This is a genomic window from Streptomyces sp. NPDC055099 (assembly GCF_053607685.1).
In genome coordinates this window covers 479,840-505,109 of sequence record NZ_JBSGUA010000003.1, presented here as the reverse complement: position 1 = coordinate 505,109, position 25,270 = coordinate 479,840, and the positions used below count along the sequence as shown (strand labels likewise).

Sequence of the window (25,270 nt, the reverse complement as noted above, 5' to 3'; positions counted from 1 at the left end):
GGGGTCCACGGCCGTATCTCGGCTCCTGTGGCACTGAGTGTCACTGCGAATGCCCGGCGGCCGCCGCGGCACCACCTGTGAAGCTCGCTGAAGGAAGTGACAGCTCATGTCCGCACCAGCGCAGTCCCCGCTGGCCATCGTCGACGCGGAGCCTCTGCCGCGGCAGGAGGAGGTCCTCACCGACGCGGCCCTCGCCTTTGTGGCCGAGCTGCACCGGCTCTTCACGCCCCGCCGTGACGAGCTCCTCACCCGCCGCTCCGAGCGCCGCGCCGAGATCGCCCGCACCTCCACGCTCGACTTCCTTCCCGAGACCGCCGCGATCCGCGCGGACGACTCCTGGAAGGTGGCCCCGGCCCCGGCCGCCCTGAACGACCGCCGCGTCGAGATCACCGGGCCGACCGACCGCAAGATGACCATCAACGCCCTGAACTCGGGCGCCAAGGTCTGGCTCGCGGACTTCGAGGACGCCTCGGCACCCACCTGGGAGAACGTGATCCTGGGCCAGCTCAACCTCACCGACGCCTACGAGCGCCGCATCGACTTCACGGACGACCGCAGCGGCAAGTCGTACTCCCTCAAGGACGCCGACGAGCTCGCCACCGTCGTCATGCGCCCCCGCGGCTGGCACCTGGACGAGCGCCACCTGCAGTTCGAGGGCACCCCGATCCCCGGCGCGCTCGTCGACTTCGGCCTGTACTTCTTCCACAACGCCAAGCGCCTCGTCGAGCTCGGCAAGGGCCCGTACTTCTACCTCCCGAAGACGGAGTCGTACCTGGAGGCCCGCCTCTGGAACGACATCTTCGTCTTCGCCCAGGACTACGTCGGCGTCCCGCAGGGCACCGTCCGCGCCACGGTCCTCATCGAGACGATCACGGCCGCGTACGAGATGGAGGAGATCCTCTACGAGCTGCGCGACCACGCGTCGGGCCTGAACGCGGGCCGCTGGGACTACCTCTTCTCCATCGTCAAGAACTTCCGTGACGGCGGCTCGAAGTTCGTCCTGCCGGACCGCAACCTCGTGACGATGACCGCCCCCTTCATGCGGGCGTACACCGAACTCCTCGTCCGCACCTGCCACAAGCGCGGCGCGCACGCGATCGGCGGCATGGCGGCGTTCATCCCGTCCCGCAAGGACGCCGAGGTCAACAAGGTCGCGTTCGAGAAGGTCAAGAACGACAAGGACCGTGAGGCCGGCGACGGCTTCGACGGCTCCTGGGTCGCGCACCCGGACCTGGTCCCGATCGCGATGAAGTCGTTCGACGCGGTGCTCGGCGAGAAGCCCAACCAGAAGGACCGCCTGCGCGAGGACGTGCAGGTCGCCCCCGGTGACCTGATCGCCATCGACTCGCTCGACGCGAAGCCCACGTACGACGGCCTGGTCAACGCCGTCCAGGTCGGCATCCGTTACATCGAGGCGTGGCTGCGGGGCCTCGGCGCCGTCGCCATCTTCAACCTCATGGAGGACGCGGCCACCGCCGAGATCTCGCGCTCGCAGATCTGGCAGTGGATCAACGCGGGCGTCGTCTTCGAGAACGGACAGACCGCGACGGCGGAGCTGGCCCGCGAGGTGGCCGCCGCCGAACTGGACGCCATCCGCGCCGAGATCGGCGAGGAGGCCTTCGCGGCCGGCAAGTGGCAGCAGGCCCACGACCTCCTCCTCCAGGTCTCCCTGGACGCGGACTACGCGGACTTCCTCACCCTCCCGGCGTACGAGCAGCTTCGCTGACTTCCGTACGCAGCCAGTGCACGACTGAGCCCCCGGCACCGCACAGCGCCGGGGGCTCAGTCGTGCCCCTTGGGGGCGCGGGGAACTGCGCGACCAGCCGAACACGGCCCGCAGCTAACCGAGGTGCCGCGACCAGTCCTGCTCGGCGGCAGGCTCTCCGTGCAGATCGGGGACCCGCTTCAGCCAGGAGGGCCGCCCCTTCTCCGTTTCGGCCGCGCGCCGCGCATCCGCCGCGGCAAGCTCACCCCGACTGGGAAAGTCCACCGGCAGCCACTCCGCCGAGGCCCGCGCCCGCGCCAGCAGGAAGTCGACATACGCGTCCCGCACCTCGTCCGGGGACGAGAACCCCGGCTCATCGGCGAGCCAGGCGTCGGGGACCAGGGAGACGATCTCGCGGAGCGCGGACTCCGTGACCAGCGGCGCGAGCTCCGCGTCGGCGGCCCGGGTGTCCGGCCCGTACCCGCCCAGCGCGTGGTGCCGGAAGTCGTACACCTTGTCCGGCGCGGACGCGCCCCAGCGGTGGTGGAAGATCAGGGCCGCGCCGTGGTCGATCAGCCACAGCCTCGGCCGCTGGATGCCCAACGTGGGCCAGATCATCAGGTTGGAGCTGTGCACCGTGCGGTCGACGTTGGCGGTGAGGGCGTCGAGCCACACCACCTTGCCCGCCTCCAGCGGGTCCACGTCGAGCGCCTCGGGGGTGAAGTCCACGGCGCCCGGCAGGAGGTCCATGCCCAGGTTGAGACCGGCGCTCGCGTCCAGCAGGTCCCGCACCTCCTGGTGCGGCTCGTCCGCCGCGACCGCCGGGTCGAAGTGGACCAGGACGAGCTCGGGGAAGCGCAGGCCGAGGCGGCGGGCCAGCTCACCGACGACGATCTCGGCGACCAGCGCCTTGCGGCCCTGCGCCGACCCGGTGAACTTCACGACGTACGTCCCGAGGTCGTCGGTCTCGACGACACCGGGCACGGAGCCTCCGGTCCGCAGCGGCTCGACATAGCGGGTCGCGACGACCTGCCTCAACACCTTCAAGGGCCCCACTCCCCGCTTCCGTTCCTCTGTCATGAAGTGAGCGTATGGGGTGGGCACATCGACCGGGCGCCGCGGTCAGCCGTCCCGCGTCCCGAGGTTCTCCAGCATCCGCCGCTGATGGCGGTGGCCGACTGTCTCGTAGCCGATCACGGTGACGACGGGGGCGAGCATGACGACGAGCAGGCACACCGCGACGGCGACCCCGGCGGCGGCCAGCAGGACGGCCGCGAGCAGGACGGCGAGGGTGCAGGAGATCAGGACCAGGTGGAAGCGGTCCGCGGCGGACAGCAGCAGCGTGTGCAGCAGATAGACCATCAGCAGGTAGAGGCCCACGGGGATGGCGAGGGACAGGACGACGGCGACGTCGCTGATCTCGGAGTGGTGTTCCAGGTACAGGCCGGCGACGTGCAGTCCGGCGCCGGCGCCCGCGATCCCGATGAACAGGGGGATGTGCCCGTACCCGAAGAGGTACCCGCGGCTGCGGCGGTGCACGAGGACGTCACCGAAGGGGGTGGCGAAGTAGACCCACCACATGCCGAAGGTCAGTCCGACGCCGGCGATGACCACCGCGACGGCGTTCCCGCTCCAGTGCGTTCCGTCCGCGCCGCCGAGCAGCTCGCCCGAGGAGGCGACGGTACCGACGACGCCTTCGCCGAGCACGATGATCGCGAACAGGCCGTAGCGCTCCGCGACGTGGTGGGGATGCCACGGCGTCCCGCCCGCGGAGCCCTGGGTGAGCACCGGAAGTCCCAGCTCCAGGGCTCCGAGCACGACGAAGGCGACGAAGGCGACGGCGAGCGGCGGCTGTGTGAAGGCGACCACGATCCAGCCGATCTGGGCGATCGCGGTCCAGCGGATGTTCGCCATGCCGACGCCGTGGAACTCGGGCGATTCCCGGGCGGCGCGCCACCACTGCATAAGCATCGCGACGCGCATCACGACATAGCCGATCACCATGACCCGCAGTTCGAGGTGCCCGCCCTCCTCGACGGAGTGGAACATGGCCGGCAGGCCGAGCGAGAAGACGACGACGCCGATCATCTGCACCATCGTCAGGACCCGGTAGAGCCAGTCGTCGGTACCGAAGGCGGAGGCGAACCAGCTGAAGCTGATCCAGGCGACGCTGATCGCGAACATCGCCAGCACGAACGCGGTGACGGCCTGCCCCGGATGCCCCTCGGCCACCATCTCGGCGAAATGGGAGGCCGCGGTGCCGACGGCGACCACGAAGGTGAGGTCGAAGAGGAGTTCCAGCGGGGTGGAGGTCCGTCCCTGCTCGTGCGGGTCACGGCCCGTCATGGGCAACCGGCGGTGCGCCGGCTTGCCTCTGTCGGTGCTGCCGGGGTGCGTGGGGTCGCTCATGAACAGCATTATTTACCGGCGGTGCGCGGCGGGCACGGCACGCGAGCGGCGCGAGAGCCCGAATGCCGCCGCATGGCCGCCACGGCTGCTCCGACCGCTCCGCCTGCACGGAGAGTCCGTACAGCTCCCGATGTACCGGCCTGGCACGCTCAGGACGCCCGCAGCGCCTTCGCGAGCACTCCCTCGCCCGTGAGTTCGATGCGGCCCGCCCGCACGCCCTCCCCCACCGTCAGGGCTCCCCCGCTCACCGACACGCACGTCCCGGCGTCCATGACGATGCGGGCGTCCGGTTCCGCGGGCGCCGGGCCGTCGCCGTAGGCGTCTCCCCCGCCCCCCACCCGTACGTGGAACTCCCCCTCGTCCAGGCGGACCTGCACCACCCCCTCCACCCCGAGCCCCGCCAGGACCCGCAGCAGCGGCAGCGCGAACCAGTGGGCGCGGACCGCGTCCGTCGGCGCGCGCTCCTGGAGGGCGGGTGTGCCCCAGGTGGCGAGCGCCTGGAGGACCGGCAGCAACTCACGTCCCCGCCCGGTCAGTTCATAGACGTACGCGGCCGAGGGCGGGGGAAGGCGGCGGCGCGTCGTCAGGCCCTCGCGCTCCATGTCCTTGAGCCGGGACGCCAGGACGTCCGTGCTCACGCCCGGCAGGTCGGCGTGCAGATCGGTGTAGCGGCGCGGGCCGGCCAGGAGCTCCCGGACGATCAGCAGGCTCCAGCGGTCGCCCACGGCGTCGAGGGCGCGGGCGGCGGCGCAGTACTGGTCATAGCTTCGGCGGGTCCTGGAAGCAGGTGGCATGCGACTCAGTCTATGCAAGTTGTTGGACTTTCCAAGCTCCAGCTTGGTAAAACCAAGTAACTCACGTCACGGGAGGCACAGCGCATGGAGTTCCGGCAGTCCAGCAAACTCAGCGAGGTCTGTTACGAGATCCGGGGTCCGGTCATCGAGCACGCCAACGCCCTGGAGGAGGCGGGCCACAGCGTCCTGCGCCTGAACACCGGCAACCCCGCGCTCTTCGGCTTCGAGGCGCCCGAGGAGATCGTCCAGGACATGATCCGGATGCTTCCCCAGGCGCACGGCTACACGGACTCGCGCGGCGTCCTCTCGGCCCGCCGCGCGGTCGCCCAGCGCTACCAGGCGCTCGGCCTCGACGAGGTCTCCGTGGACGACGTCTTCCTCGGCAACGGCGTCTCCGAGCTGGTCACGATGGCCGTGCAGGCCCTCCTCGAGGACGGCGACGAAGTCCTCATCCCCGCCCCGGACTTCCCGCTGTGGACCGCCGTGACGACCCTGTCCGGAGGCAAGGCCGTCCACTACACGTGCGACGAGTCCGCGGACTGGTACCCCGACCTGGACGACATGGCGTCGAAGATCACCGACCGGACCAAGGCCGTCGTGATCATCAACCCGAACAACCCGACGGGCGCGGTGTACCCCAAGGAGATCCTGGAGGGCATCCTCGACCTCGCGCGCCGCCACGGCCTGATGGTGTTCGCCGACGAGATCTACGACCAGATCCTGTACGACGACGCCGTGCACCACAGCGTCGCCGCGCTCGCCCCCGACCTCGTCGTGCTGACCTTCTGCGGGCTCTCCAAGACCTATCGCGTGGCGGGCTTCCGCTCGGGCTGGCTGGTCGTCACGGGGCCGCAGCAGCACGCGAAGAGTTACCTGGAGGGCCTGACGATGCTCGCCTCCATGCGCCTGTGCCCCAACGCCCCTGCCCAGTACGCCATCCAGGCCGCGCTCGGCGGCCGGCAGTCCATCCGCGAGCTCACCGTGCCGGGCGGCAGGCTGTACGAGCAGCGCGACATGGCGTGGCGGAAGCTGAACGAGATCCCCGGCGTCTCGTGCGTGAAGCCCAAGGGCGCCCTGTACGCCTTCGCGCGCCTCGACCCCAAGGTGCACGCCATCCACGACGACGAGAAGTTCGTCCTGGACCTGCTGCTCCAGGAGAAGATCCAGGTCGTCCAGGGCACCGGCTTCAACTGGCCGCGCCCCGACCACTTCCGCATCCTGACGCTCCCTTACGCTGACGACCTCGACGCGGCCATCAGCCGCATCGGCCGCTTCCTCAGCGGGTACCGCCAGTGATGTGACCGGTGACGCCACCGGACGACGGGGGTCGTGTGTCTCTCTGTTCCGCCTGCCAGGTCCCTTCTCTCACCCAGTTCGCCTCGCCCGACCTCGTCGGGCCCATCGTGTACGACGGGTTCGACCGCGCGGCCGACCCCGCCTGGGCGGAGTCGGGCGCCGGAACCCTCGACGACTACGCGCGCTGGTGCGGCCATCTGTGCGGCCTGACCTGCCTGCGGATGGCGCTCGGCCCGTCCGCCCCCTCGCTCTTCGAGCTGCGGGACGGCGCGCTGAAGTACGGCGCGTACACGGAGGACGCCGACGGCACGATCCGCGGGCTGATCTACGCCCCGTTCGCGGAGTACGTACGCGACGTGCACGGCGTCAACGCCACGGTCCACCGGCACCTCACGGTGGACGAGATCACCGGCCTGCTCGACGGGGGCCACGCGGTCATGGTCTCGGTGCACTACGAGATCCGCCGCCCGCACCGGCCGTCCCCCGGCCGGGGCGGTCACCTGGTGCTGGTCACGGGGCGTTCCGCGGACGGCGGCCTGCATCTGCACAACCCGTCCGGGATCGACGCCGGGACACGGACGGCGGACCTCTCACTTTCGGACTTCGAACCGTTCTTCGCCGGACGTGGGGTGTCCCTGCGCTGACAGAGGGTCACCCTTGCTGCCAGGATGGCGCGATGATGCGTGGAGGCAGGGTCGCCGTCGTGGGCGGGAGCATCGCCGGATGCGCCGCCGCACTCGCCGCGTACCGCGGCGGCGCCGCGGAGATCACGGTGTACGAACGGGCGGCGGAGCGCCTGGCCGACCGCGGCGTCGGCCTCGCGGTGCACAACTCCCGGTACGCGGAGCTGGATTCCGCCGGATATCTGGACGCGGACATGCCGTGGGTGCAGCTGGAGCGGCGCCGCTGGTATGTGCGGGACGGGTCGGCGTCCGGGCCGCTCGGGCACGAGATCGGGGCGATGCCGTTCGCCTTCCGTACGTACAACTGGGCTCCTCTGTGGCGTGAGTTGCGCGGCCGCGTGCCCGCTTCCGTGACCTTCCGCGCGGGCGTGGCGGTGGACGAGGTGAGACCGGGCACGGCGGGTGCCGAGGGCCCGGAGGGCGCCGAGGTGGTCACCGCCGACGGCACCGAGCGGTTCGACCTGGTGATCGGCGCCGACGGCTACCGCTCCGTGGTCCGTGCGGGGGTGTTCGCCGGCGTCCGTCCCGCGTACGCCGGTTACCTCGCCTGGCGCGGCGCCTTCCCGGCCGACCGGCTGGCGGACCCGGGGCTGTGGGCTCAGGAGGACTGCGCGTACGTCGTCTTCCCCGGCGGGCATGTCGTCGTCTACCGCATCCCCGACGGGGCGGGCGGCCACCGCGTCAACTGGGTCCTCTACACGGCACCGCCGCCGGGCCTCGACCTCGGACTCGGCGTCGACCTGCGGCTCACCGCCCCCACCAGCCTCCCGCCCGGCGGGCTCACGGCGGCCCTCGCCACGCATCTCACGTACGTGTGCGACAAGTTGCTGCCTCCCTACTGGGGCGAACTCATCCGTACCACCACCCCCGACGAGCTCTTCCTCCAGCCGATGTACGACTACACGGCGCCCCGCTACACCACGGGCCGCGTGCTCCTGACGGGTGACGCGGCCACCGTCGCCCGGCCGCACACCGGGGCGGGCGCGGTCAAGGCGCTGCAGGACGCGACGGTCCTGGAGTCCGCCTTCGCCACGGCAACGACCTGGGCGGACGCACTCGACACGTACGACACCGACCGGAGTGTCACCGGTGCCGCGATGGTCGATCTGGGGCGGCGTCTCGGCCGCGCGCTCGTCGAGGAGACACCGGCCTGGCACACGATGGACCAGACGGCCCTGGAGACCTGGTGGAAGCAGGCGGACGGGGGCGGGGCCTTCGGGGGCCGTGAGCTGAGGCGGTGAGCCCGAAGCGTCGCGGGCAGTGAACCGGGGCCCGGGCTGAGGCGGCAAAAGGTCATACCCATCCTTCGGTTTGGGTATGCACGCCAAGATCAATAAGATCCGGCGATGATCACAAGACATCGGCTGGCGGCCGGGGCCTTCGCCCTGCTCGCCGCCTTGACCGCCGGGCTCGGCGCGGCGGGCCCCGTCGCCGCCTCCCCCGCCGGTGACGACGAACCCGCGCAGCCCTCACCCAAGGTCGAGCTCGTCCTCGACGTCAGCGGTTCGATGCGCGCCCGCGACATCGACGGCAAGTCCCGGATGGCGGCGGCGAAGCAGGCGTTCAACGAGGTGCTCGACGCCACGCCGGACGAAGTACAGCTCGGCATACGGACGTTGGGTGCCAACTACCGCGGCGACGACCGCAAGACGGGATGCAAGGACACCGAGCTCCTCTACCCGGTGGCGGAGCTGGACCGCGCGGGGCGCACCGACGCGAAGACCGCGGTGGCCACGCTCGCGCCGACCGGCTGGACACCGATCGGCCCCACGCTCCTGAAGGCCGCCGACGACCTCAAGGACGACAACAAGGAGCGCAGCCGCCGGATCGTCCTCATCTCCGACGGCGAGGACACCTGCCAGCCGCTCGACCCCTGCGAGGTGGCCCGCAAGATCTCCGCCGAGGGCATCCATCTCACGATCGACACGCTCGGCCTGGTGCCGGATGCCAAGACCCGCGACCAGCTGAGCTGCATCGCGGAGGCGACCGGCGGGACCTACACGTCGGTGCGGCACACCGATGAACTCTCGGGCCGCGTCAAGCAGTTGGTGGACCGCGCCGCGGACCCCGTGGCCACTCCGGTGGCCACCGAGGGCGCCGACCGGTGCACCGACGCCCCCCAACTGAAGGCCGGTGTCTACACCGACCGCGAGAAGTTCGGCGAGCACCGCTGGTACCGCGTCGACGTCAGGCCCGGCCAGGAGCTGCGCGCCTCCGTCAGCGTCGGCGCCGACCGCGCGGTGAACAAGGACTACGGGGTGCTGCTGCGGGCCTCGACCGTGCACGGCCGCGAGATCGTGCGGGGTTCCGAGGCGGGTGACGGGCGCACGGACGTGATCTCGACCGGCCTGCGCTATCCGAAGCCGGAGGACGACGACGCGGACGACGAGGCGGACGACGAGATGGCGGACGGGAGCGAGCCCGCCGCCGAGACCGTGTGCCTCCAGGTCAGCAACTCCTACTCCGCGCCTTCCTCCGTGAAGACGACGCCGGGACTCCCCGTAGAGCTGGCCGTCGATCTGGTGGACGCGCCCGACGAGGCGACGGACGTGGCGTCCTTCGGCCTGGGCAACGGCTGGTGGCTGCTCGGCGTGCTGATCCTCACCGGCTTCGTCGCCGGTCTGGTCTGGGGCTGGCTCTCGCGCTGGCGCTTCGCGGTCTGGAGGACCAACTGATGCGTACGACACGTGTGCTGAGCCGAGCCGGCGTGCTGGCCGGCGCCGCGCTGCTCGCCCTGGCCGGGACGGCGGGTGCGGCGTTCGCCGACGGTTCCGGCGACGGGGGCGACAAGCCTGCCGCGCCCACCGAGGCCGGTACGTCCTTCCGTACGGCGACCCCGATCCAGGTGGACCAGGAGGCGACGGCGGAGGCTTCCACCGGCGACTACCTCTACTGGTCGTTCCCCGCCGACATCGGGCAGCGCCCCACCGTGCACGCCACGGTGAAGCTGCCCGAGGACTCCGGTGGCACGGCGATGCACGGCGATTCCACCTGGCAGGTCGACGTGTACGACGGGCTGCGGCGCCGCCAGGCGTGCCGGTTCGGCGCGCAGACGAAGACGGTCGCGCAGGACGCCGCCACGGTCGAGCTGTCCTGCACGCTGCGCACCGTCCGTGCGTCGGCCGAGCCATGGGCCAACGACCCGCTGCCCGGCACGTACTACGCGCGCCTGACCGTCACCGGCCTCAAGGCGGACGACCTGGGTCTGCCGATGCGGGCGGCGACGAAGGTGACGTCGAGCGACGCGGGCGGTGCGCAGGCGGTGGACGGTTCGCTGGCGAAGCCGTTGGTGCCGGGCATCGGCGCCGGCATGGCGGCGGAGTCCAGTGAGCCGGAGGACGGCTGGGCATCGGCCTGGTGGTCGTCCCGCTGGCTGTGGACCGCGGGCGGCGGCGTGCTCGGCGCCCTCGCGGGCATCGGGGGCTACTGCCTGACGCGCGGCTCGGGCCGCCCGGCGCGCGTGCCTGCGGGGATCTAGTCTCGGTGGTGGCCGGACCGGCTTTCCGCCGGTCCGGCCACCACCGACAGACCCGCGAGGGACCCGCGAGAGACCCCGACAGACCTTCGAAAGACAGGAAGTTCCGCACCATGGGTGACCTGCTCCTCGTCCGGCACGGCGAGACCGAGTGGTCGATGAACGGCCGGCACACCAGCTGGACGGACATCCCGCTCACCGAGAACGGCAGGGAACAGGCGCGGGGACTCGCGCCGCTGGTGGGGCGGTTCCGGATCGGGGCGGCGTTCACGAGCCCCCGCAAGCGCGCCAGGGAGACGGCGGAGCTGGCGGGGTTCCCGGACGCCCGGGTGGACCCCGACCTGGGCGAGTGGGACTACGGGGCGTACGAGGGTGTCACCACGGTGGAGATCCATCGCACCCGCCCCGACTGGTATCTGTTCACGGACGGAGTGGCCCCGGGCCCCGCCGAGCACCCCGGTGAGACCCCGGAGCAGATCGGCGAGCGGGCCGACCGGATGCTGGCCAAGGTCGACGCGGCGCTGGCCAACTACGAGAGCAGCGTGGTCCTCTTCGCGCACTCCCACTTCCTGCGCGTGCTGACGGCGCGGCGCCTCGGACTGCCGGTGTCGGGCGGGGCGTTGTTCCAGTTGGCGACGGGGACGGTCTGCCGTCTCAGCACGGAGCACGGCCGCCCAGTGGTGGCGAGCTGGAACATTCGTCCGTAAAACCAGGCACACTCTGTCCCATAAAGCTCTCTCACCACCAGAAGGATCGCGAATGATCACGCTCAAGAAGGAAGACGGACCTGCGGACCTGGGCGGCGTGACCCGTCTGTCCATAGGTGTGTCGTGGGACCCCACCGTCGGCAGCAGCGGCGGAGTGCTGGGCAAGCTCCGGCAGAAGGCCGGCACCGACCTCGACCTGATCGCCATCGCGATGGCGGGGGCGGACCCGGTGCGGCTCGCGGGCCTCGACTCGCTCGACCCGCTGGGCAACGGCTCGCTGGTGCACAGCGGCGACAACCAGACCGGCAAGGGTGACGGCGACGACGAGACGGTGACCGTCGAGTTCGAGCGCGTGCCGGAGAACATCACGTCCATCGTGTTCGTCGCCGCCGCGTACAAGAAGCGCAGCGCCTTCCAGAACGCGCGCAACATCAGCTTCAAGGTGTACGACGCCACGGGCGGCAGCACCCAGCAGGTCGCCGACATCTGGCCGAGCCTGCTCACGAACGACAACGGCTGCGCCGTGGCCAAGGCGGTCCGGGAGGGTGGCGCCTGGAAGCTCCAGGTCATCAACGAGACCGGCAAGATCAAGCAGGGCGACGAGCAGGCCCTGATGCGCTTCGCCATGAGCAAGTAGCGGGTCCGGCAGGCGCAGCGCGAGCGATCCGCGCTCCGGGCCGGCCGGTTTCCCCGGCCGGCCCGGACGGGGCCTGCCTCGGTTCGACCTGGTTCGACACACACCCCGAAGATCATCAAGACTTGCCGCCATGCGATACGGCGTGAATCTCCTCAACTTCGGCTCCGGCACCACCCCCGACTCCCTCGTCCGCCAGGCGACCGATTCCCGTGACCTCGGGTTCGGCCTCGCGATGATCTCCGACCACATCACGGTCACCCCGGACGTGCACTCGGTCTACCCGGCCCCCTTCTACGACCAGTTCGTGCTCGCCGCGCATCTCGCGGGGCGCGTACCGGGTCTGCGTCTTGGCACGACGATCACCGTCATCCCCTACCGCCACCCGCTCCAGACCGCCCGCCTCGCCGCCAACATCGACCAGCTCAACGAAGCGGGCTTCATCCTCGGCGCCGGTGTCGGCTGGTCCCGCGCCGAGTACGAGGCCCTCGGCGTCCCCTTCGAGGAGCGCGGCGCCATCACCGACGAGTACCTCACCGCGATACGCGCCGCGTGGACCGAGGAGACGACCTCCTTCCAGGGCCGGTACGTCGCCTACGAGGACATCCGCAACGCCCCCGCCCCGGCGACGCACCTGCCCGTCTGGGTCGGCGGCAACTCCCCCGCCGCCCAGCGCCGCGCGGCCCGCCTCGGCGAGGGCTGGCACCCGTTCATGCCGACTCTCGACCTCCTGCGGACGGCGCTGCCCCGCATCGCGGCGCAGGCCGAGGCGGCCGGGCGCCCCGCGCCGGATCTGGTGCCCCGACTCCAGCTCAAGCTCACCGCGCAGCCGGACACGGCCGAACGCCCCCTCGGGCACGGCAGTCTTGACCAGCTCCGGGCCGACCTGGAGACGCTGGCCGAACTCGGCGCCACCGACGTGCTGCTCGACACCTACCCGGGCACGCCCGGCGAGCGGGGCAGCGCCGACGACGACCGGCGCACGCTCGAAACGGTCGTCGAGAAGGTGGTCGACCCCGCCACGGGCACCCTTCGCTGACTCGGCAGACCACGGACAGCCGGTGTTCGGCGGCCGTTGTCAGTGGCGCGAGGCACTATCGGAACCAGGCAGCAGACCTGGGGAAGAGGTGGGCGCATGACGAAGCCTCCGACAGCCGCTCAGCGGCGCATCATCGAGGCCGCCGACCCGGCGACGGGACGGCTGACGGGGAGCGAGGCGCAGTTGGCGGGGCTCGTGCGGCACCGCCTCGCCTTCCGGCATCCCCGTCCGCCGCACGCCTATTTCCTGACGCCCACGGGCCATCGCCTGCGGGAAGGCGCGCAGGTCCCTGCCACCGCCGAGGCCCCCGGCCCTCCCCCGGCCGCCCCAGCTCCGTCCGGCCTCTTCGCCGCCCGGACCGGCGCCGAGCCCGTGCCGCCGCCGGACGCCGAAAGACCGGCGGCCCGCGCACGCGACGTACGCAGCGCCTGGGAAGGTCTCCTGGAGATGCGCCGCATGACCAACCCGGACGGCGCGCGGGACCGCCCCTGCGCCTGGGAGCGGACGCATCTGGTGCAGGCCGCCGCGCTTGCCCTGGAGGCCGCGGGCTGCCGGCCCGGGCCCGACGGCTATCGGGTGGGCGCGACCCCGCAGCCCGAGGCCGTCGCCGTGCACGAGGCGTCGCCGGAGGGCCTGCGGACCTGTGCGGGCGCGCTGGAGGCGGCGGGCTGGCAGGTCAGCGAACATGCCGAGCGGGCCGGTGGCCCGCGCTATCTCCTCGCCTCGCCCCGAAGGGGCCGGGCATCGAAGTGACCGTGAAAAACCATTGAAGGGAATGCCGTGTCGGAGCCGTTTTCCGTGAGCATCAGCGTCCGTGGGTACGAGACGGACGCGCAGGGCCACCTGAACCAAGCCGTCTTCCTGCAGTACGCCGAGCACGCCCGCTGGTCCGTGCTGCGCGCGGCCGGGATCGAGCAGGCCGATCTGCTCGCCAAGGGGGTGGGCCCCGTCGCCCTGGAGAACAACATCCGCTACTTCAGCGAGCTGCGCGCGGGCGACGAGGTGGAGGTGACCTGTGAGTTCATCTGGGGTGAGCGCAAGACGTTCCGCATCGAGCAGCACGTCCGCAAGGCCGACGGCACCAAGGCCGCCGAGGTGAGATCCGTAGGCGGCCTCCTGGACCTGAACGAACGGCGGATGGTGGCCGATCCGCGCGAGTACTTCAGGGCACTGGCGTCCGACCCGGGCCTCCTCGGCCTCTGACCGGCCCTCGCCGGCACGGGAGTTGGGGCCTCCGGCTCCGGGCGCCGGGAACTGCACGAGCGGGTGATCGTTCCTCAAGTACCACCCGAGACCGATCACCCACCGGAGGCCCCCGTGCCGCACCGCGACCCCCGAGCCGACGCCGCCGCGGACATACGCGCGCGCATCGACACCAGCACACCGCACTCCGCGCGCTTCTGGAACTACTTCGTGGGCGGCAAGGACAACTACGAGAAGGACCGTGAACTGGGCGACCACATCAAGCAGATCCACCCGGGGCTTGTGGACGTGGCGCGCCTGAGCAGGCTCTTCCTCGGGCGCGTGGTCCGGCATCTGGCGACGGAGCGGGGCATCCGGCAGTTCCTCGACGTCGGCACGGGCCTGCCGACCGCCGACAACACGCACGAGGTCGCCCAGCGCGTGGCCCCGGACTCCCGGATCGTGCACGTGGACAACGACCCGCTCGTCCTGGCCCACGCCCGCGCCCTGCTCACCAGCACGCCCGAGGGCGAGACCGCGTACATCGACGCCGATCTGTACGCCCCCGAGGCCATCCTGGAGAGGGCAGGCGCGACCCTCGACCTCTCCCGGCCGGTCGCCCTGATGATCCTCAACACCCTTGGCCACGTGGGCGATCACGCGCGGGCGCGCGAGCTGGTGTCCCGGCTCATGGCGGGCCTGCCGTCCGGCAGCTACCTGGTCATCAGTGACAGCACCGCCACCAGCGACGGCATGATCGCGGCGTCGAACGCGTACAACAGGAGCGGCGCGATCCCCTACCACGTACGCGGCGTCGAGGAGATCGCCGGCTTCTTCGACGGCCTGGAGCTGGTGGACCCCGGAGTCGCCCAGGTCACCCGGTGGCGCCCCGACTCCGAGGACCCGACCCCGGTCGACGCGTACGGCGCGGTGGGCCGCAAGCCGTAGCCTCCCGCGCGTTCGATGGTGTGAGCCCGTTGGCTGGTTAGACCGATCCAGGTACTTCCCTTGCCTCGCGGTCGGCCGGGCCATTACGGTCCGGCCAGCCGTGAAAAATCTACGCGCGTCGCACATCGAGCGAGAGGTCCCTGACCATGCGTAAGCCCCTTCTGACCGCAATGACCGCACTGGGCGCGGGAGTTGCCATGGTGTTCGGTACCGGGCTGTCCGCGGCGCAGCCGGAGGCGGGTCGGTGGCACCAGGTCGGGGACGACGTGAGGTCCGGCATCAGCGGCCTCGCCGTCACCTACCGTTCGGGTGATCATCTTCGCGCCCTCGTCGTACGCGACAACAAGCGGCCCGGCGAGAACCGCATCGCCGAGGTGACCCACCGCATCGGCCGTCCCGCCGAGGTCGCGGCGATCACCTGGCAGGACGGCATCGAGCCCGTGGACCTGGAGGCGGTCGACGCGGTGCCGGGCACGGCCGACGAGTTCGTGGCCGTCGCCAGCCGCGGGATCGCCTACCACGTCAAGCTGACCGACGCCGGAGAGGCCGCGAAGGTCCTCGACATCACCCCGCTGCCCGCGATCGGCGCCGGCGACAACTTCGAGAGCTTCACCCTGACCGAACGGAACGGGAAGATGGCGGCGGTCTGGGCGGACCGCGGCGAGGGCGCGGACCGCCCCGCGACGCTGTACGCGGCCTCGTTCTCGATCAGCTCCTACGGCGAGTCGGAGTTCGGCGAGGTGCGGAAGGCGACGCTCCGTGCGCCGTACCCGAAGGGGGACGTGCGCCATGCCTCGGACATCGAGGTGACCAAGTCGGGTCGGCTGCTTGTCAGTTCCGCGTCCGATGCCGGTGACGACGGTCCGTTCGACTCCGCCGTGAGCGACGCGGGCAGGCTGGCCATCACCTCCGAGGGAGAGGTGAGACTGTCGGTCTCCGAGTCGCCCGAGCTTCTGGACAGGTTCGAGGGCTACAAGATCGAGGCGTTGCAGTGCGTCCCCGGCTCCGACCTCGCGGCCCTCGGCACGGACGACGAGAACGCGGGCGGCTCCCTCACCACGCGCCGCCTCTGCGACTGACTCCCGCGCCGCCCGATCTCGGCTCGCGTCGTGCGGGGCGTCCCGGAGCCGTACGCCCCGCTCGCCGGTAGAGCCGTCCGACCGCCGCGCACTGCACGGCCATGGACACCGCCATGGCCAGGCAGACGCCCGGCAGCCCGAGACCCGACAGGGCGTACGCGAGCCCCAGTTGGACCACCACCCCGCATCCCGTGATGCGGGCGAGGGCCGGGCTCCCGCCGCTGCCCTCGAACACTCCGCCCAGCGCGATGAAGCAGGCCAGCAGCACCAAGTACGGCCCCAGACAGCGCAGATAGAGCGCCCCCGCGTCGGCCACCTCGCCCTCGGCTCCGAACACCCGCATGATCCATGGACCGGCGGCGAGCAGCAGCAGCGCGGCTCCGAGACCCAACGTCCCCGCGACGACCAGCGCTTGGCGCCCGACGGCCCTGCGTTCGTCGCTGCCGGCGCCCAGCAGGTGGGCGGTGTGAATGGCAGCGGCCTGGCGCACGGAGTAGAAGGCCATCGTCGCCAGATACATCGCCTTGGTCGCGATCCCGTACGCGGCGACTTCACCGACGCCGATCCTGGCCACGACCGCGACCAGGGCGAGGGCGCCCGTCATGCGGAGCACGAAGTCGGCGGACATCGGAAGACCCGTCGCCGCCGTGGCGCGCGCGTCGGCGGCCAGGCGCCTCACGCGGCGGAGAAGGGCCCCTCGACCACGGCCCGGCTGCGGCTGATCGCGCGGCTCCCCGCGCATCCGGCGGCGCAGGGCCACGAGACCGCAGAGCAGAGCGGTCGTCCGGCCGATGACCGTGGCGATCGCCGCCCCGCGCACCCCGAGTCCGAGCCCGAGGATGAACAGCGGGTCCAGGACGAGGATCAGGCCGTTGGCCAGCAGGGCGAGACGCATCGGGGTGCGGGTGTCGCCCGCGCCCTTGAGGATTCCGTCGACGACGTTCATGGCGAAGTAGACCGCCATGCCCGGCAGCGCGACGGCGAAGTAGCCGGTCGTCAGGGCGAGTGCGTCCCCGTCACCGCCGCCGAGCACCAACCGGGCCAACGGCTCCCGGCACAGGTAGCCCCCGACCGCCACGACCGGCGTGATCAGCGCCCACAGCGTCCAGCCGCCGCGCACCGCGGACCGTGTCGCGGCCTGGTCCCGCGCTCCCCTGGCCCGCGCGACCAGGACCGTCGTACCGGACCCGGCCATGAGGATGACGCCGAGCAGCAGGTTCTCGACGTTCGTGGCGACGGCCACCGCGGCGACCGCGGCTCCGCCGAGCCGGGCCACCCAGACCATGTTGATGATCCCGGCCGTGACCCCAGCGAGCAGCTCGAAGTAGACCGGGTACGCGAGCGCCACCAGCCTGCGCCTGTGGTCCATCGGTGGTGCTGCCGCCCCTGCCATCCATCCCCCTCTTTCCGCTGTACCTCGTTTCGAGGTACAGCGGAAAGAGATAGCATCAACCGCACGGCCGGACAAGGGCACGCGTACGCGGAGGGGGCTCAACTCAATGCTGGAGCTGTCGATCCTGGGGTTTCTCCACGAGGAGGCCCTGAGCGGCTATGACCTCAAGTCCCGTATCCAGGGCCTCAGCGGCCACATCCGCCCGGTGAGCGACGGCGCGCTCTATCCGGCGATCACCCGCCTGGTCAAGGCGGGCCTCGTCGAGCAGCGCACCGAACCGGGCAAGAGCGCGGCGCCGCGCCGCATCCTCTCCCTCACCGAGGCGGGACGAGACGAACTCCTCGGCAGGCTCCGCGCCCCCAAGGACGCCGAAATCACCGACGGGCAGCGCTTCTTCACCCTGCTCGCGTTCCTGCGCCACCTTCCGGACCCGGCCGAGCAGGCCGCCGTGCTCCGCCGCCGCCAGGCCTTCCTCGACACACCGGCGAGCTTCTTCTACCGCGACGGAAAGCCGGTGGCGGCGGAGGAGACACCCGACCTCTTCCGTCAGGGCATGCTCCGGATCGCGCGCGCCACCGGCACGGAGGAGAAGAAGTGGCTGACCGAGGCCATCGGCGCCCTGGAGGACGAGCGCCGATGAGAGTGCGTGACGGTCAGGGGCGCTGGGCCGCCACCAGTTCGCGGGCTTCCTCGGGCGTCGCGACCGACGGCGGGGAGCCCTCCAGGGGCTTGCGGGCCGTTTCCTTCATCGCGGCCACCGCGATGATGCCGACCAGGCCCGCGAGCATCGTGTAGAAGGCGGGCATCAGGTCGTTGCCGGTCGCGCCGATCAGCGCCGCGACCACCAGCGGGGTCGTACCGCCGAAGAGCGAGACCGAGATGTTGAAGCCGATGGAGAGGGAGCCGTAGCGCACGTCCGTCGGGAACAGGGCCGGGAGCGAGGAGGACATGGCGCCCAGGTAGCAGACCAGGGCGAGGCCGAGGATGAGCAGGCCCGTGAAGACCGCGACCGTGCCGCCCTGCTTGATGAGGAGGAAGGCCGGCAGGGCGAGGACGAAGAAGCCCACCGAGCCAGCCATCAGGACCGGCTTGCGGCCGATGCGGTCGGAGAGACGGCCGACGGAGTTGATGAGCGCCATCAGGATCAGCATGACGACCACGATGGACATCAGGCCGCCGGTCTCGCCGAAGCCGAGCTGCGTCAGATACGTCGGCATGTACGACAGCAGCATGTAGTCGGTGATGTTGAACGCGGCGACCAGCGCGATGCAGAGCAGCATCGCCTTCCACTGGCCGAAGAAGGAGTCCTTCAGGGACTTCTTCTGGCGCTCGGCGGCCGGCCCGCTCTCCGCCTCCGCCATCTTCTGGAAGGCGGGCGACTCGTCGAGCTTCAGCCGCAGGTAGAGGCCGATGAGTCCGAGCGGCGCCGCCACCAGGAACGGGATGCGCCAGCCCCAGGACTGCATGGTGTCGTCGCTGAGCCCCATGGTCAGCGCGGTCACCAGGACCGCCGCGACCGTGTAGCCGATCAGGGTGCCGAACTCCAGGAAGGAGCCCCAGAATCCGCGGCGCTTGTCCGGCGCGTACTCGGCGATGAAGGTCGCGGCACCGCCGTACTCACCGCCCGTGGAGAAGCCCTGCACCATGCGGCACAGGACGAGCAGGACCGGGGCCCAGACGCCGATGCTGGCGTAGGACGGGATCAGGCCGATCGCCAGGGTCGCCGTCGACATCATGATCATGGTCAGCGCGAGGATCTTCTTGCGGCCCACGCGGTCACCCAGCGGCCCGAAGACCATGCCGCCGATGGGGCGCACCAGGAACGCGGCGGCGAACGTGGCCAGGGAGGAGAGGGTCTGCGCGGTGTCGTTGCCGGAGGGGAAGAACTCCTTGCCGATGATCACCGCGAGGTAGGCGTAGACGCCGAAGTCGTACCACTCCATGGCGTTGCCGAGCGCGGTGGCCTTCACCGCCCGCCGCACCTGCGCCTCTTCGGTGACCGTGATGTCCGACTGACGCAGCCGCGGGTTCTTGCGGCGGTGGATCGCGCGGAAGAGCGCGCGATGCCGGGCTATGGCCTCCGGAGCGGGCGGTGCCGGTGTTTCGGGGGCTTCGGGCGCGCTCACGGTGCAGTCACTCTCTTGCTCGGCAATGGCTGTCATCGACCGCCTGACCTGGGAGATCAGAGATCGACGAACGGTCGTCTGCCCAGTCGGGCGTCGATCCACACTGCCCAATTCGAAGAGCGGAAGGTGCCTGCCGTTGGTCCTCGGCGTGCGGGCCCCAAGTCCTGACTCGGCGGGACTTGGGGCCCGGCTCTCTCAGCGCGCGTACAACTGCGAGGCCGGCACGATCTGCTGTTCCTGTCCCGGACTGGACCAGAGCAGCTTCATGTGGGCCTCGCCGGTCTGTTCCGCGTACTCGACCTTGATCGTGTGCCGCTTCCCGGCCGTGAGGGCGACCTGCCCCTTGTCGATCTTCGGCTCGTGGGGCGTCCAGGAGTCGATGACGAGCTTGCCGTCGACCCACACCCGCGCCATGTCGTCCGAGACGGTCGTCAGCGTGTACGTCTCCGTTCGGCGCGGCTCCAGCGTGCCGGTCCAGCGGACGCCGAACCGGTCCGAGGGGATACTCGCCGCGGGTGAGCCCTCGTACTTCCAGGCGTGGTTGACCGTGCGGTCGGTGCGGGTGATCTTCGGGGTGCCGCTCAGCTCGGCGTTGTCGAAGATCTCCTGCTTCAGGCCCTTGCCCTTGCCGGGGCGGGCGGTCGGGCCCGGGTCGACCTTCAGCTCGATGACCGTGGCGGTGTCGTTGGCCGCGGCGCCGGACGGCCTCAGGTCGAAGCCGTCGCCGGACCTGGCGACCGTCACCTTCTGGTCGCTGCCGAGCACCCGCGCCGACGTGACGTCGAAGTCCGTGCGCGCCTTCAGGTGCAGGGCGGCGCCGGACGCGGGCCACTGGGTGACCGCCGCGTACAGCTTGTCGCCCTTGCGGCTGACCGAGCCCCAGGACGGCTCCTCGACGAGCCCGCCGAAGCGCGCGCCGAACACCGCGCTGCCCTGGCCGGCCGTACGCAGCCAGTCCCCCATCTGCTTCAGGCGGTCGACGGAGGGCTGCGGCACGCGGCCACGGGCGTCGGGGCCGACGTTCAGGAGGTAGTTGCCGCTGCGGGACGTCGTGGAGAGGAGGTTCCTCACCAGGGTCGCCGACGACTTCCAATTGTTGTCATAGCGCGCGAAGCCCCAGTGGCCGTTGAGGGTCATGCAGGATTCCCAGAGCTGGCCGTCGACCGGGGCGCCGGGGATCTCCTGCTCGGGGGTGCCGTAGTCGCCGTCGACGACGCGGCGCTTGCCGACGCGGTTGTTGATGATCAGGTCCGGGTCGAGATCACGGAGGTGTGCCTCCAGCTTCTCGCCGTCCTTCGCCGTCCAGGGGTTGTGGGGCTTGTCCGTCTCCCACTCGCCGTCGAACCAGAGCAGGGCGGGGTCATAGGTGTCGACCAGCTCCTTGAGCTGGGCGCGCATCCGCTTCTCGTACCGGGGGAAGGTGGCCGGGTCCGGGAAGTCCGGGTCGTGCCAGTCCCAGATCGAGTAGTAAAAGCCGAGTTTGATGCCCGCGTCGTCGGAGGCCTTCTTCAACTCGGCGAGGATGTCGCGGTTCTTGTCGAAGGACGAGTGGTCGCGCAGGTTCCAGTCGTTGACCTTCGTGGGCCACATCGCGTAGCCGTCGTGGTGCTTCGAGGTGATGACGATGTAGCGCATTCCGGCGTCCTTGGCCGCCTTGACCACGGCCTTGGCGTCGAAGTCGGCGGGGTCGAACGTCGCGGCCTGCTTCTCGTACTCCGCCTTCGGGATGTCGCACTGGCGCTGGATCCACTCCGCGTCACGGCACACGGAGCCGTCGGCCTTCTTGTACTCGCCCTCCAGGTTGGAGTACGCGCCGAAGTGGATGAACATCCCGAAGCGGTCCTGCCGCCACCAGTTGGTGCGCTCGGCGGTGAAGGGGTCGTCGGTGGCGTGGTCGGTTCCGGGGCCGGTGGCCGCGGGCCGTTCGGCCGTGGGGGAAGTCGCGGTGGTGGACGTCGCGGCGGGGGGTTCCGTCGGGGCGGCCACCGCGGCAGGTACGGCGGTCGCGGCGAGGGCCGAGGCGAGGAACAGGGCGGTCCCGGCGACTCTTCGCCGGGTGCGGCTGAGCTGCGTGCGCATGGGGGCGGCTCCCTGAGGTTGACGGGTCGCTCGGGAACGTAGGGTCGAATACATCGGATGTCAATGCGCTCAACTGGCCCTGATGCGGCAGATGTTGGCGCGATCACGCGCCATCGCTCCGATGACTGCACCGAGCAGCCCCACGCCCACCCGGCAGCCCCTCGCCCCCATAAAGATTTCAAACGAATTCCGATCAGCCCGCGAAAGGAATCTGTGACTCCGATATAACCCTCGCAGGGCCGCTCTCTATTGACTATTCACCGAAAGAACCTTTGTGCGAGTGGTGTAGCATCGGCTCAGGCGGATAATTCGTCGACGATGGAAATCAGCCAAACGGGGGCCATCATGTCATCGATAAAGATCCTGCTTGTCGACAGCGAACAACTCGTGCTCGAAGGCTTCCGAAAGCTTCTCGACGGGTTTACGGAGTTCTCTGTCGTGTCCATAGCCCATGACGCGGCCGCCGCGCTCGAGCAGTTGCGCAGGCAGCGCCCGCAGATCGTCGTGATGGGACTCGCCGTTCCCGGCACGGGCGGGATGAACGCGATCCGGGCCATTCGCCGCGAGTCCGGTCACGTGCGCATCGTCATCCTCTCCTCCAACCAGCAGCCGGTCTATATGCGCGAGGCCTTCGTGGCCGGGGCCAACGCGTATCTCTCCCGCAGCATCGACGCGGACGAACTGCGCGGGACGCTCCTGGCCGTGCACCGCGACGGCGCCGCGTTCACCGCGGCCACCGCGGGGCCGATCCTGCAGCTCATGGCGGGCCGTCACCGCGGCGACGACACGGCCCTGTCGACGCTGACGGAGCGCGAGCGGCAGATCCTGTCCATGGTCGCCGACGACCACGAGACCGACTGCATCGCCACGGTCCTGGGCATTCGCCCGAAGACCGTGCGCAACTATCTGAGCCGTATCTACGCCAAATTGGGCACCCCCAACCGTGTCCAGACCGTCCTGTACGCGAAACGCTCCCTGGGAAGCCCCGGAGGACTGGCGACGGACCCGTGACGCACCGGAGGGGCGTCTCCCTGACACCGATCCGGAAAACGTCTCAATTGCCCGCGCAATTGTCCCGTTCAATGCGTCTCCTGAAAGGTTCCTGAAATCATGCCGGAGCCGATTCCCGTACGTCGGCCACTGCCCTGCACCATGCAGCGCCCGCGTCGGCAAGGGCGACGGGGAACGCCATGAAGGTGAAGGGGCCGCCGTTCCGCGGGAGGTCCCGTAATCGGGCGAGCCCCTCGATCTGGATGAACTCACGTTTCCTGCCATGGATATGCGTGGGCCAGAGAGCCGCGGGGTCACCGGTCCCGTAAAAATTCTCCACCATCGCTCGGGCGGGACCGTCGAAACTCCAGCAGTCCGTGCCGAGCACCTTCACCCCGAGATCAAGGAGATGGTCGACGGCCTCGGGGGTGATGGCGGTGGACTCCGTGTAATACGCGGGCGTGCCCAGCCGCAGGTCGGAGTCGGTACGGAAGAGCACCACCGTCCCGGGGCCCACCTCCGAACCGGCGGCGTGCAACGCCTTCTTGACGTCGTGGACCGTGACCCGTCCCCCGCGCTCGCACTCCCGTACGTCGAGGACGACGCCGGGCCCGCGAAACCACTCCAGAGGCAGTTCGAGCACCTTCTTCGCGGGCCTGCCCTCGCACTCAGGGCCGTAGTGGAAAGGGGCGTCCACGTGCGTGCCCTGATGCACGGACATCCGGTAGAACTCGTTGGAGAGGAAGCAGCCGCCGGGCACATCGCGTGCGCGCAGCCTGCGGGCCCCGGTCAGCCAGCGCCAGTAGTTGCGCCGCCGGTCCGCGCGGCTGTCCCCCGGCAACGCCCTGATCCTGCGCGACAGATGGCGGATGCCGTCCCGGTGGAGCCACTGCTCGAACTCCACGCCGGGCGCCCGGCGGTCGATGGGGATGCTCAGGTCCACGTACATGGGCGGACGCCCTCTCTGGTTGGATTCTTCGGTTCTCCGGGTGGCTTCTCCGGTCGACGACGCCTTACGCGGCGTAGATGAGCAGGCGGCGGATCGCGGCCGCCGCCGTCTGGCCGTACGCCCCCCTGACCCGGTTGAGGAGGCGTCGTACGTCGAGCGCGTACTCCTGCGTGCCGGCCGTCTCCAGGGCGAACGAGGCGAGCGCACAGCCCAGTTGGGCCGCCCTCTCGGCCGGCGCGCCCTGGACGACCCCGGCGACGAGTCCCGCCCGGAAGGCGCCCCCCGCCCCGCCCGGCCCGGTCATGGTGACCGAGCCGATGGCGGGGACGAGGGACGGCTCCCGGCCGGCCCGCTCGATCCGCACCCCGGCGGCGCCGAGCGTGGTCACCCACGCCCCGACCCGTTCGAGGATGCGCGGACCGTTCCAGCCGGTGCGCTTCCTCAGCCGCGCGGCCTCGCCCTCGTCGGTGACGAGGTAAGTCGCGCCCGACACGCAGTACTTCAGGTCCGTACGGCCCATCCCGTCGATCTGCCACGCAGGGTGGGCCACGAACGGCAGCCCCATCGCACGGCATTCCCGGGTGTGCCGGAGCATCGCCGCCGGATCGCCCGGCTCGACGACCACCAGCCCGATTCCGCCCGTGCGTTCCGCGACCGCACGCAGCGAGAGGGTGGCCGAGTCCCGCATGGCCCCCGGCAGGAAGGTGCTGATCCGCTCCCCCTCCATGTCGGTCGCGCTCACGTACCGTGCGGTGTGCTCGCCCGGCACGACGACGACGGACTCGGTGTCGACGCCGTGCTGCTTGAGCCACACCTGGTAGTCGGCGAAGTCGGAGCCGACGGCTCCGACCAGGATTGGGTCGAGACCCAGCAGGCCGAGACCGAAGGCCAGGTCGGCGGCGGCGCCGCCCCGGCGTATCTGGAGCCGCTCGGCGAGGAAGGCCAGCGACGCCACGTGCGGGCGGCGGGCTCCCGGCCGCTCCGGGAACCGGCCGGGAAAAGTCATGAGGTGGTCCATCGCGATGACCCCCGTGACGGCGATGGGCACGGGGAACTCAGACCCCGGACTCGATCTTCCGCTTGATGCCCGCCTGGTTCTGCCGGGTGTGCAGCTGCATGCGCTCCACGACGGTCGGCAGCGGGACATCAAAGGCGTCGTCGACCTCGAAGTCCTGGACCCAGGTCATCAGGGTGCCCTCGGGCACCTGCCGGTAGCTCCACTTGAGGTGCATGTAGCGGAACGGGAAGAGCGGATCGCGCCGCTCGGCGACCGCCGTCAGCTCGCGGTGGTCCAGGAGGCGCCACGAACTCCAGGTCGTGCCCTCGGGGTTGGTCAGCTCGAAGAGGATTTCCGTCCAGCGCCCTTCCCGCTCCTGCGAGACCACCTTGGCGTGCCGGTACTCGTCGAAGAGGTCGGGCCAGCGGCCGATGTCGTTGGTGATGTCGAAGACGTGCGGGGCGTCGGCCTCGATGACGACGCTGTTCTCGATCCTGGGCATCGGGTCAGCTCCCCACCGCGGCGACGTCTGCCGACAGCAGGCGCCCCACGCAGTCGACGAGGTCACCGATGGTGCAAAAGCCGCCCTCGGCATCGGCGTCGATGCTGATGCCGAAGTGCTGCTCCAGGGCGACGACGATCTCGACCAGCTCGGTCGAGTCGATGTCGAGGTCCTCGGCGAGGCGCTGCCCGTCGGTCAGCTCCTCGCCCTCGAAACCGGCACCGCGCATGACGGTGACCACGTTCTCGCGGATGTCCATGTGACTCACTTGCTCCTTAGGGAA

The 25,270-nt window shown here is 70.5% G+C and carries 25 protein-coding genes; 15 read left to right on the top strand and 10 right to left on the bottom strand.

What is annotated here, in order from left to right:
- Nucleotides 1-106: 106 nt before the first annotated feature.
- Entirely contained in the window at nucleotides 107-1,726 is a 1,620-nt protein-coding gene (gene aceB / locus ACWFRU_RS10190; RefSeq protein WP_453685650.1) for a malate synthase A, read from the top strand.
- Nucleotides 1,727-1,840: 114 nt separating this feature from the next.
- On the opposite strand, the gene ACWFRU_RS10185 is transcribed toward aceB, so the two are convergent.
- The 3 genes from ACWFRU_RS10185 to ACWFRU_RS10175 all read right to left on the bottom strand — a co-directional run bounded on the left by ACWFRU_RS10185 (nucleotide 1,841) and on the right by ACWFRU_RS10175 (nucleotide 4,908).
- Nucleotides 1,841-2,746, bottom strand: coding sequence for a HipA family kinase (locus tag ACWFRU_RS10185; protein WP_453685882.1), 906 nt, complete (start codon nucleotides 2,744-2,746; stop codon nucleotides 1,841-1,843).
- 81 nt (nucleotides 2,747-2,827) lie between these two features.
- Nucleotides 2,828-4,051, bottom strand: coding sequence for a low temperature requirement protein A (locus tag ACWFRU_RS10180; protein WP_453685881.1), 1,224 nt, complete (start codon nucleotides 4,049-4,051; stop codon nucleotides 2,828-2,830).
- A gap of 212 nt (nucleotides 4,052-4,263) precedes the next feature.
- Nucleotides 4,264-4,908, bottom strand: coding sequence for a winged helix-turn-helix transcriptional regulator (locus tag ACWFRU_RS10175; protein ID WP_453685649.1), 645 nt, complete (start codon nucleotides 4,906-4,908; stop codon nucleotides 4,264-4,266).
- 84 nt (nucleotides 4,909-4,992) lie between these two features.
- Here ACWFRU_RS10175 and ACWFRU_RS10170 point away from each other — a divergent pair, with 84 nt between their 5' ends.
- From ACWFRU_RS10170 to ACWFRU_RS10115, 12 genes are all read left to right on the top strand, one after another.
- The gene (locus ACWFRU_RS10170; RefSeq protein ID WP_365818948.1) at nucleotides 4,993-6,204 is read left to right on the top strand and encodes a pyridoxal phosphate-dependent aminotransferase; all 1,212 of its coding nucleotides are present in this window, start codon (nucleotides 4,993-4,995) and stop codon (nucleotides 6,202-6,204) included.
- Nucleotides 6,205-6,239: 35 nt separating this feature from the next.
- On the top strand, nucleotides 6,240-6,848 hold the full coding sequence (locus tag ACWFRU_RS10165) for a C39 family peptidase (RefSeq protein WP_453685648.1): 609 nt from the start codon (nucleotides 6,240-6,242) through the stop codon (nucleotides 6,846-6,848).
- Nucleotides 6,849-6,883: 35 nt separating this feature from the next.
- Nucleotides 6,884-8,128, top strand: coding sequence for an FAD-dependent monooxygenase (locus ACWFRU_RS10160; RefSeq protein WP_453685880.1), 1,245 nt, complete (start codon nucleotides 6,884-6,886; stop codon nucleotides 8,126-8,128).
- A 105-nt stretch (nucleotides 8,129-8,233) separates the two neighbouring features.
- A complete protein-coding gene (locus tag ACWFRU_RS10155; RefSeq protein ID WP_453685647.1) occupies nucleotides 8,234-9,562 on the top strand; it encodes a VWA domain-containing protein in 1,329 nt (442 codons plus the stop codon).
- Nucleotides 9,562-10,365 carry a hypothetical protein gene (locus ACWFRU_RS10150; RefSeq protein WP_453685646.1) on the top strand — a complete coding sequence of 268 codons (804 nt, stop codon included), beginning with the start codon at nucleotides 9,562-9,564 and terminating at the stop codon, nucleotides 10,363-10,365. The genes ACWFRU_RS10155 and ACWFRU_RS10150 overlap by 1 nt, the downstream gene beginning before the upstream one ends.
- 110 nt (nucleotides 10,366-10,475) lie before the next feature.
- On the top strand, nucleotides 10,476-11,069 hold the full coding sequence (locus ACWFRU_RS10145) for a histidine phosphatase family protein (protein ID WP_453446583.1): 594 nt from the start codon (nucleotides 10,476-10,478) through the stop codon (nucleotides 11,067-11,069).
- A 52-nt stretch (nucleotides 11,070-11,121) separates the two neighbouring features.
- A complete protein-coding gene (locus ACWFRU_RS10140; RefSeq protein WP_453685645.1) occupies nucleotides 11,122-11,706 on the top strand; it encodes a TerD family protein in 585 nt (194 codons plus the stop codon).
- Nucleotides 11,707-11,836: 130 nt separating this feature from the next.
- On the top strand, nucleotides 11,837-12,742 hold the full coding sequence (locus ACWFRU_RS10135) for a TIGR03619 family F420-dependent LLM class oxidoreductase (RefSeq protein ID WP_453685644.1): 906 nt from the start codon (nucleotides 11,837-11,839) through the stop codon (nucleotides 12,740-12,742).
- 96 nt (nucleotides 12,743-12,838) lie between these two features.
- A complete protein-coding gene (locus tag ACWFRU_RS10130) occupies nucleotides 12,839-13,495 on the top strand; it encodes a hypothetical protein (RefSeq protein WP_453685643.1) in 657 nt (218 codons plus the stop codon).
- 27 nt (nucleotides 13,496-13,522) lie between these two features.
- A complete protein-coding gene (locus ACWFRU_RS10125; RefSeq protein WP_453685642.1) occupies nucleotides 13,523-13,945 on the top strand; it encodes an acyl-CoA thioesterase in 423 nt (140 codons plus the stop codon).
- A gap of 114 nt (nucleotides 13,946-14,059) precedes the next feature.
- The gene (locus tag ACWFRU_RS10120; RefSeq protein ID WP_453685641.1) at nucleotides 14,060-14,872 is read left to right on the top strand and encodes an SAM-dependent methyltransferase; all 813 of its coding nucleotides are present in this window, start codon (nucleotides 14,060-14,062) and stop codon (nucleotides 14,870-14,872) included.
- Nucleotides 14,873-15,018: 146 nt separating this feature from the next.
- Nucleotides 15,019-15,951, top strand: a complete 933-nt coding sequence (locus tag ACWFRU_RS10115; RefSeq protein WP_453685640.1) for a hypothetical protein — start codon at nucleotides 15,019-15,021, stop codon at nucleotides 15,949-15,951.
- On the opposite strand, the gene ACWFRU_RS10110 is transcribed toward ACWFRU_RS10115, so the two are convergent.
- The gene (locus ACWFRU_RS10110; RefSeq protein WP_453685639.1) at nucleotides 15,926-17,344 is read right to left on the bottom strand and encodes an MATE family efflux transporter; all 1,419 of its coding nucleotides are present in this window, start codon (nucleotides 17,342-17,344) and stop codon (nucleotides 15,926-15,928) included. The two genes, ACWFRU_RS10115 and ACWFRU_RS10110, sit on opposite strands and share 26 nt — an antisense overlap.
- 106 nt (nucleotides 17,345-17,450) lie before the next feature.
- Between ACWFRU_RS10110 and ACWFRU_RS10105 the strand changes: the two genes are divergently transcribed.
- The gene (locus tag ACWFRU_RS10105; RefSeq protein WP_453685638.1) at nucleotides 17,451-17,984 is read left to right on the top strand and encodes a PadR family transcriptional regulator; all 534 of its coding nucleotides are present in this window, start codon (nucleotides 17,451-17,453) and stop codon (nucleotides 17,982-17,984) included.
- Nucleotides 17,985-17,997: 13 nt separating this feature from the next.
- On the opposite strand, the gene proP is transcribed toward ACWFRU_RS10105, so the two are convergent.
- Together proP and ACWFRU_RS10095 are read right to left on the bottom strand one after the other, a co-directional pair.
- Nucleotides 17,998-19,506: a glycine betaine/L-proline transporter ProP gene (proP, locus tag ACWFRU_RS10100; protein WP_453685637.1), complete on the bottom strand. Its 1,509-nt coding sequence runs from the start codon at nucleotides 19,504-19,506 to the stop codon at nucleotides 17,998-18,000.
- A gap of 159 nt (nucleotides 19,507-19,665) precedes the next feature.
- A complete protein-coding gene (locus tag ACWFRU_RS10095) occupies nucleotides 19,666-21,549 on the bottom strand; it encodes an alpha-L-fucosidase (RefSeq protein WP_453685636.1) in 1,884 nt (627 codons plus the stop codon).
- A 345-nt stretch (nucleotides 21,550-21,894) separates the two neighbouring features.
- Between ACWFRU_RS10095 and ACWFRU_RS10090 the strand changes: the two genes are divergently transcribed.
- Nucleotides 21,895-22,560, top strand: a complete 666-nt coding sequence (locus ACWFRU_RS10090) for a response regulator (RefSeq protein ID WP_453685635.1) — start codon at nucleotides 21,895-21,897, stop codon at nucleotides 22,558-22,560.
- Between the two features lie 97 nt (nucleotides 22,561-22,657).
- Here the strand turns inward: ACWFRU_RS10090 and ACWFRU_RS10085 are convergent, their stop codons facing one another.
- From ACWFRU_RS10085 to ACWFRU_RS10070, 4 genes are all read right to left on the bottom strand, one after another.
- Nucleotides 22,658-23,488: a cyclase family protein gene (locus tag ACWFRU_RS10085; protein WP_453685634.1), complete on the bottom strand. Its 831-nt coding sequence runs from the start codon at nucleotides 23,486-23,488 to the stop codon at nucleotides 22,658-22,660.
- A 64-nt stretch (nucleotides 23,489-23,552) separates the two neighbouring features.
- Nucleotides 23,553-24,494 carry a PfkB family carbohydrate kinase gene (locus tag ACWFRU_RS10080; protein ID WP_453685633.1) on the bottom strand — a complete coding sequence of 314 codons (942 nt, stop codon included), beginning with the start codon at nucleotides 24,492-24,494 and terminating at the stop codon, nucleotides 23,553-23,555.
- Between the two features lie 49 nt (nucleotides 24,495-24,543).
- Nucleotides 24,544-24,987, bottom strand: coding sequence for an SRPBCC family protein (locus ACWFRU_RS10075; protein WP_453685632.1), 444 nt, complete (start codon nucleotides 24,985-24,987; stop codon nucleotides 24,544-24,546).
- Between the two features lie 4 nt (nucleotides 24,988-24,991).
- A complete protein-coding gene (locus ACWFRU_RS10070; protein WP_453685631.1) occupies nucleotides 24,992-25,246 on the bottom strand; it encodes an acyl carrier protein in 255 nt (84 codons plus the stop codon).
- Nucleotides 25,247-25,270 lie beyond the last annotated feature (24 nt).

Coding starts and splice junctions, on each gene's coding strand:
- ACWFRU_RS10135 (WP_453685644.1), top strand. CDS start 11,837: ATGCGATACGGCGTGAATCTCCTCAACTTCGGCTCCGGCACCACCCCC.
- ACWFRU_RS10160 (WP_453685880.1), top strand. CDS start 6,884: ATGCGTGGAGGCAGGGTCGCCGTCGTGGGCGGGAGCATCGCCGGATGC.
- ACWFRU_RS10110 (WP_453685639.1), bottom strand. CDS start 17,344: ATGGCAGGGGCGGCAGCACCACCGATGGACCACAGGCGCAGGCTGGTG.
- ACWFRU_RS10155 (WP_453685647.1), top strand. CDS start 8,234: ATGATCACAAGACATCGGCTGGCGGCCGGGGCCTTCGCCCTGCTCGCC.
- ACWFRU_RS10170 (WP_365818948.1), top strand. CDS start 4,993: ATGGAGTTCCGGCAGTCCAGCAAACTCAGCGAGGTCTGTTACGAGATC.
- ACWFRU_RS10070 (WP_453685631.1), bottom strand. CDS start 25,246: ATGGACATCCGCGAGAACGTGGTCACCGTCATGCGCGGTGCCGGTTTC.
- ACWFRU_RS10130 (WP_453685643.1), top strand. CDS start 12,839: ATGACGAAGCCTCCGACAGCCGCTCAGCGGCGCATCATCGAGGCCGCC.
- aceB (WP_453685650.1), top strand. CDS start 107: ATGTCCGCACCAGCGCAGTCCCCGCTGGCCATCGTCGACGCGGAGCCT.
- ACWFRU_RS10115 (WP_453685640.1), top strand. CDS start 15,019: ATGCGTAAGCCCCTTCTGACCGCAATGACCGCACTGGGCGCGGGAGTT.
- ACWFRU_RS10145 (WP_453446583.1), top strand. CDS start 10,476: ATGGGTGACCTGCTCCTCGTCCGGCACGGCGAGACCGAGTGGTCGATG.
- ACWFRU_RS10090 (WP_453685635.1), top strand. CDS start 21,895: ATGTCATCGATAAAGATCCTGCTTGTCGACAGCGAACAACTCGTGCTC.
- ACWFRU_RS10075 (WP_453685632.1), bottom strand. CDS start 24,987: ATGCCCAGGATCGAGAACAGCGTCGTCATCGAGGCCGACGCCCCGCAC.
- ACWFRU_RS10080 (WP_453685633.1), bottom strand. CDS start 24,494: ATGACTTTTCCCGGCCGGTTCCCGGAGCGGCCGGGAGCCCGCCGCCCG.
- proP (WP_453685637.1), bottom strand. CDS start 19,506: ATGACAGCCATTGCCGAGCAAGAGAGTGACTGCACCGTGAGCGCGCCC.
- ACWFRU_RS10175 (WP_453685649.1), bottom strand. CDS start 4,908: ATGCCACCTGCTTCCAGGACCCGCCGAAGCTATGACCAGTACTGCGCC.
- ACWFRU_RS10150 (WP_453685646.1), top strand. CDS start 9,562: ATGCGTACGACACGTGTGCTGAGCCGAGCCGGCGTGCTGGCCGGCGCC.
- ACWFRU_RS10140 (WP_453685645.1), top strand. CDS start 11,122: ATGATCACGCTCAAGAAGGAAGACGGACCTGCGGACCTGGGCGGCGTG.
- ACWFRU_RS10095 (WP_453685636.1), bottom strand. CDS start 21,549: ATGCGCACGCAGCTCAGCCGCACCCGGCGAAGAGTCGCCGGGACCGCC.
- ACWFRU_RS10105 (WP_453685638.1), top strand. CDS start 17,451: ATGCTGGAGCTGTCGATCCTGGGGTTTCTCCACGAGGAGGCCCTGAGC.
- ACWFRU_RS10085 (WP_453685634.1), bottom strand. CDS start 23,488: ATGTACGTGGACCTGAGCATCCCCATCGACCGCCGGGCGCCCGGCGTG.
- ACWFRU_RS10180 (WP_453685881.1), bottom strand. CDS start 4,051: ATGACGGGCCGTGACCCGCACGAGCAGGGACGGACCTCCACCCCGCTG.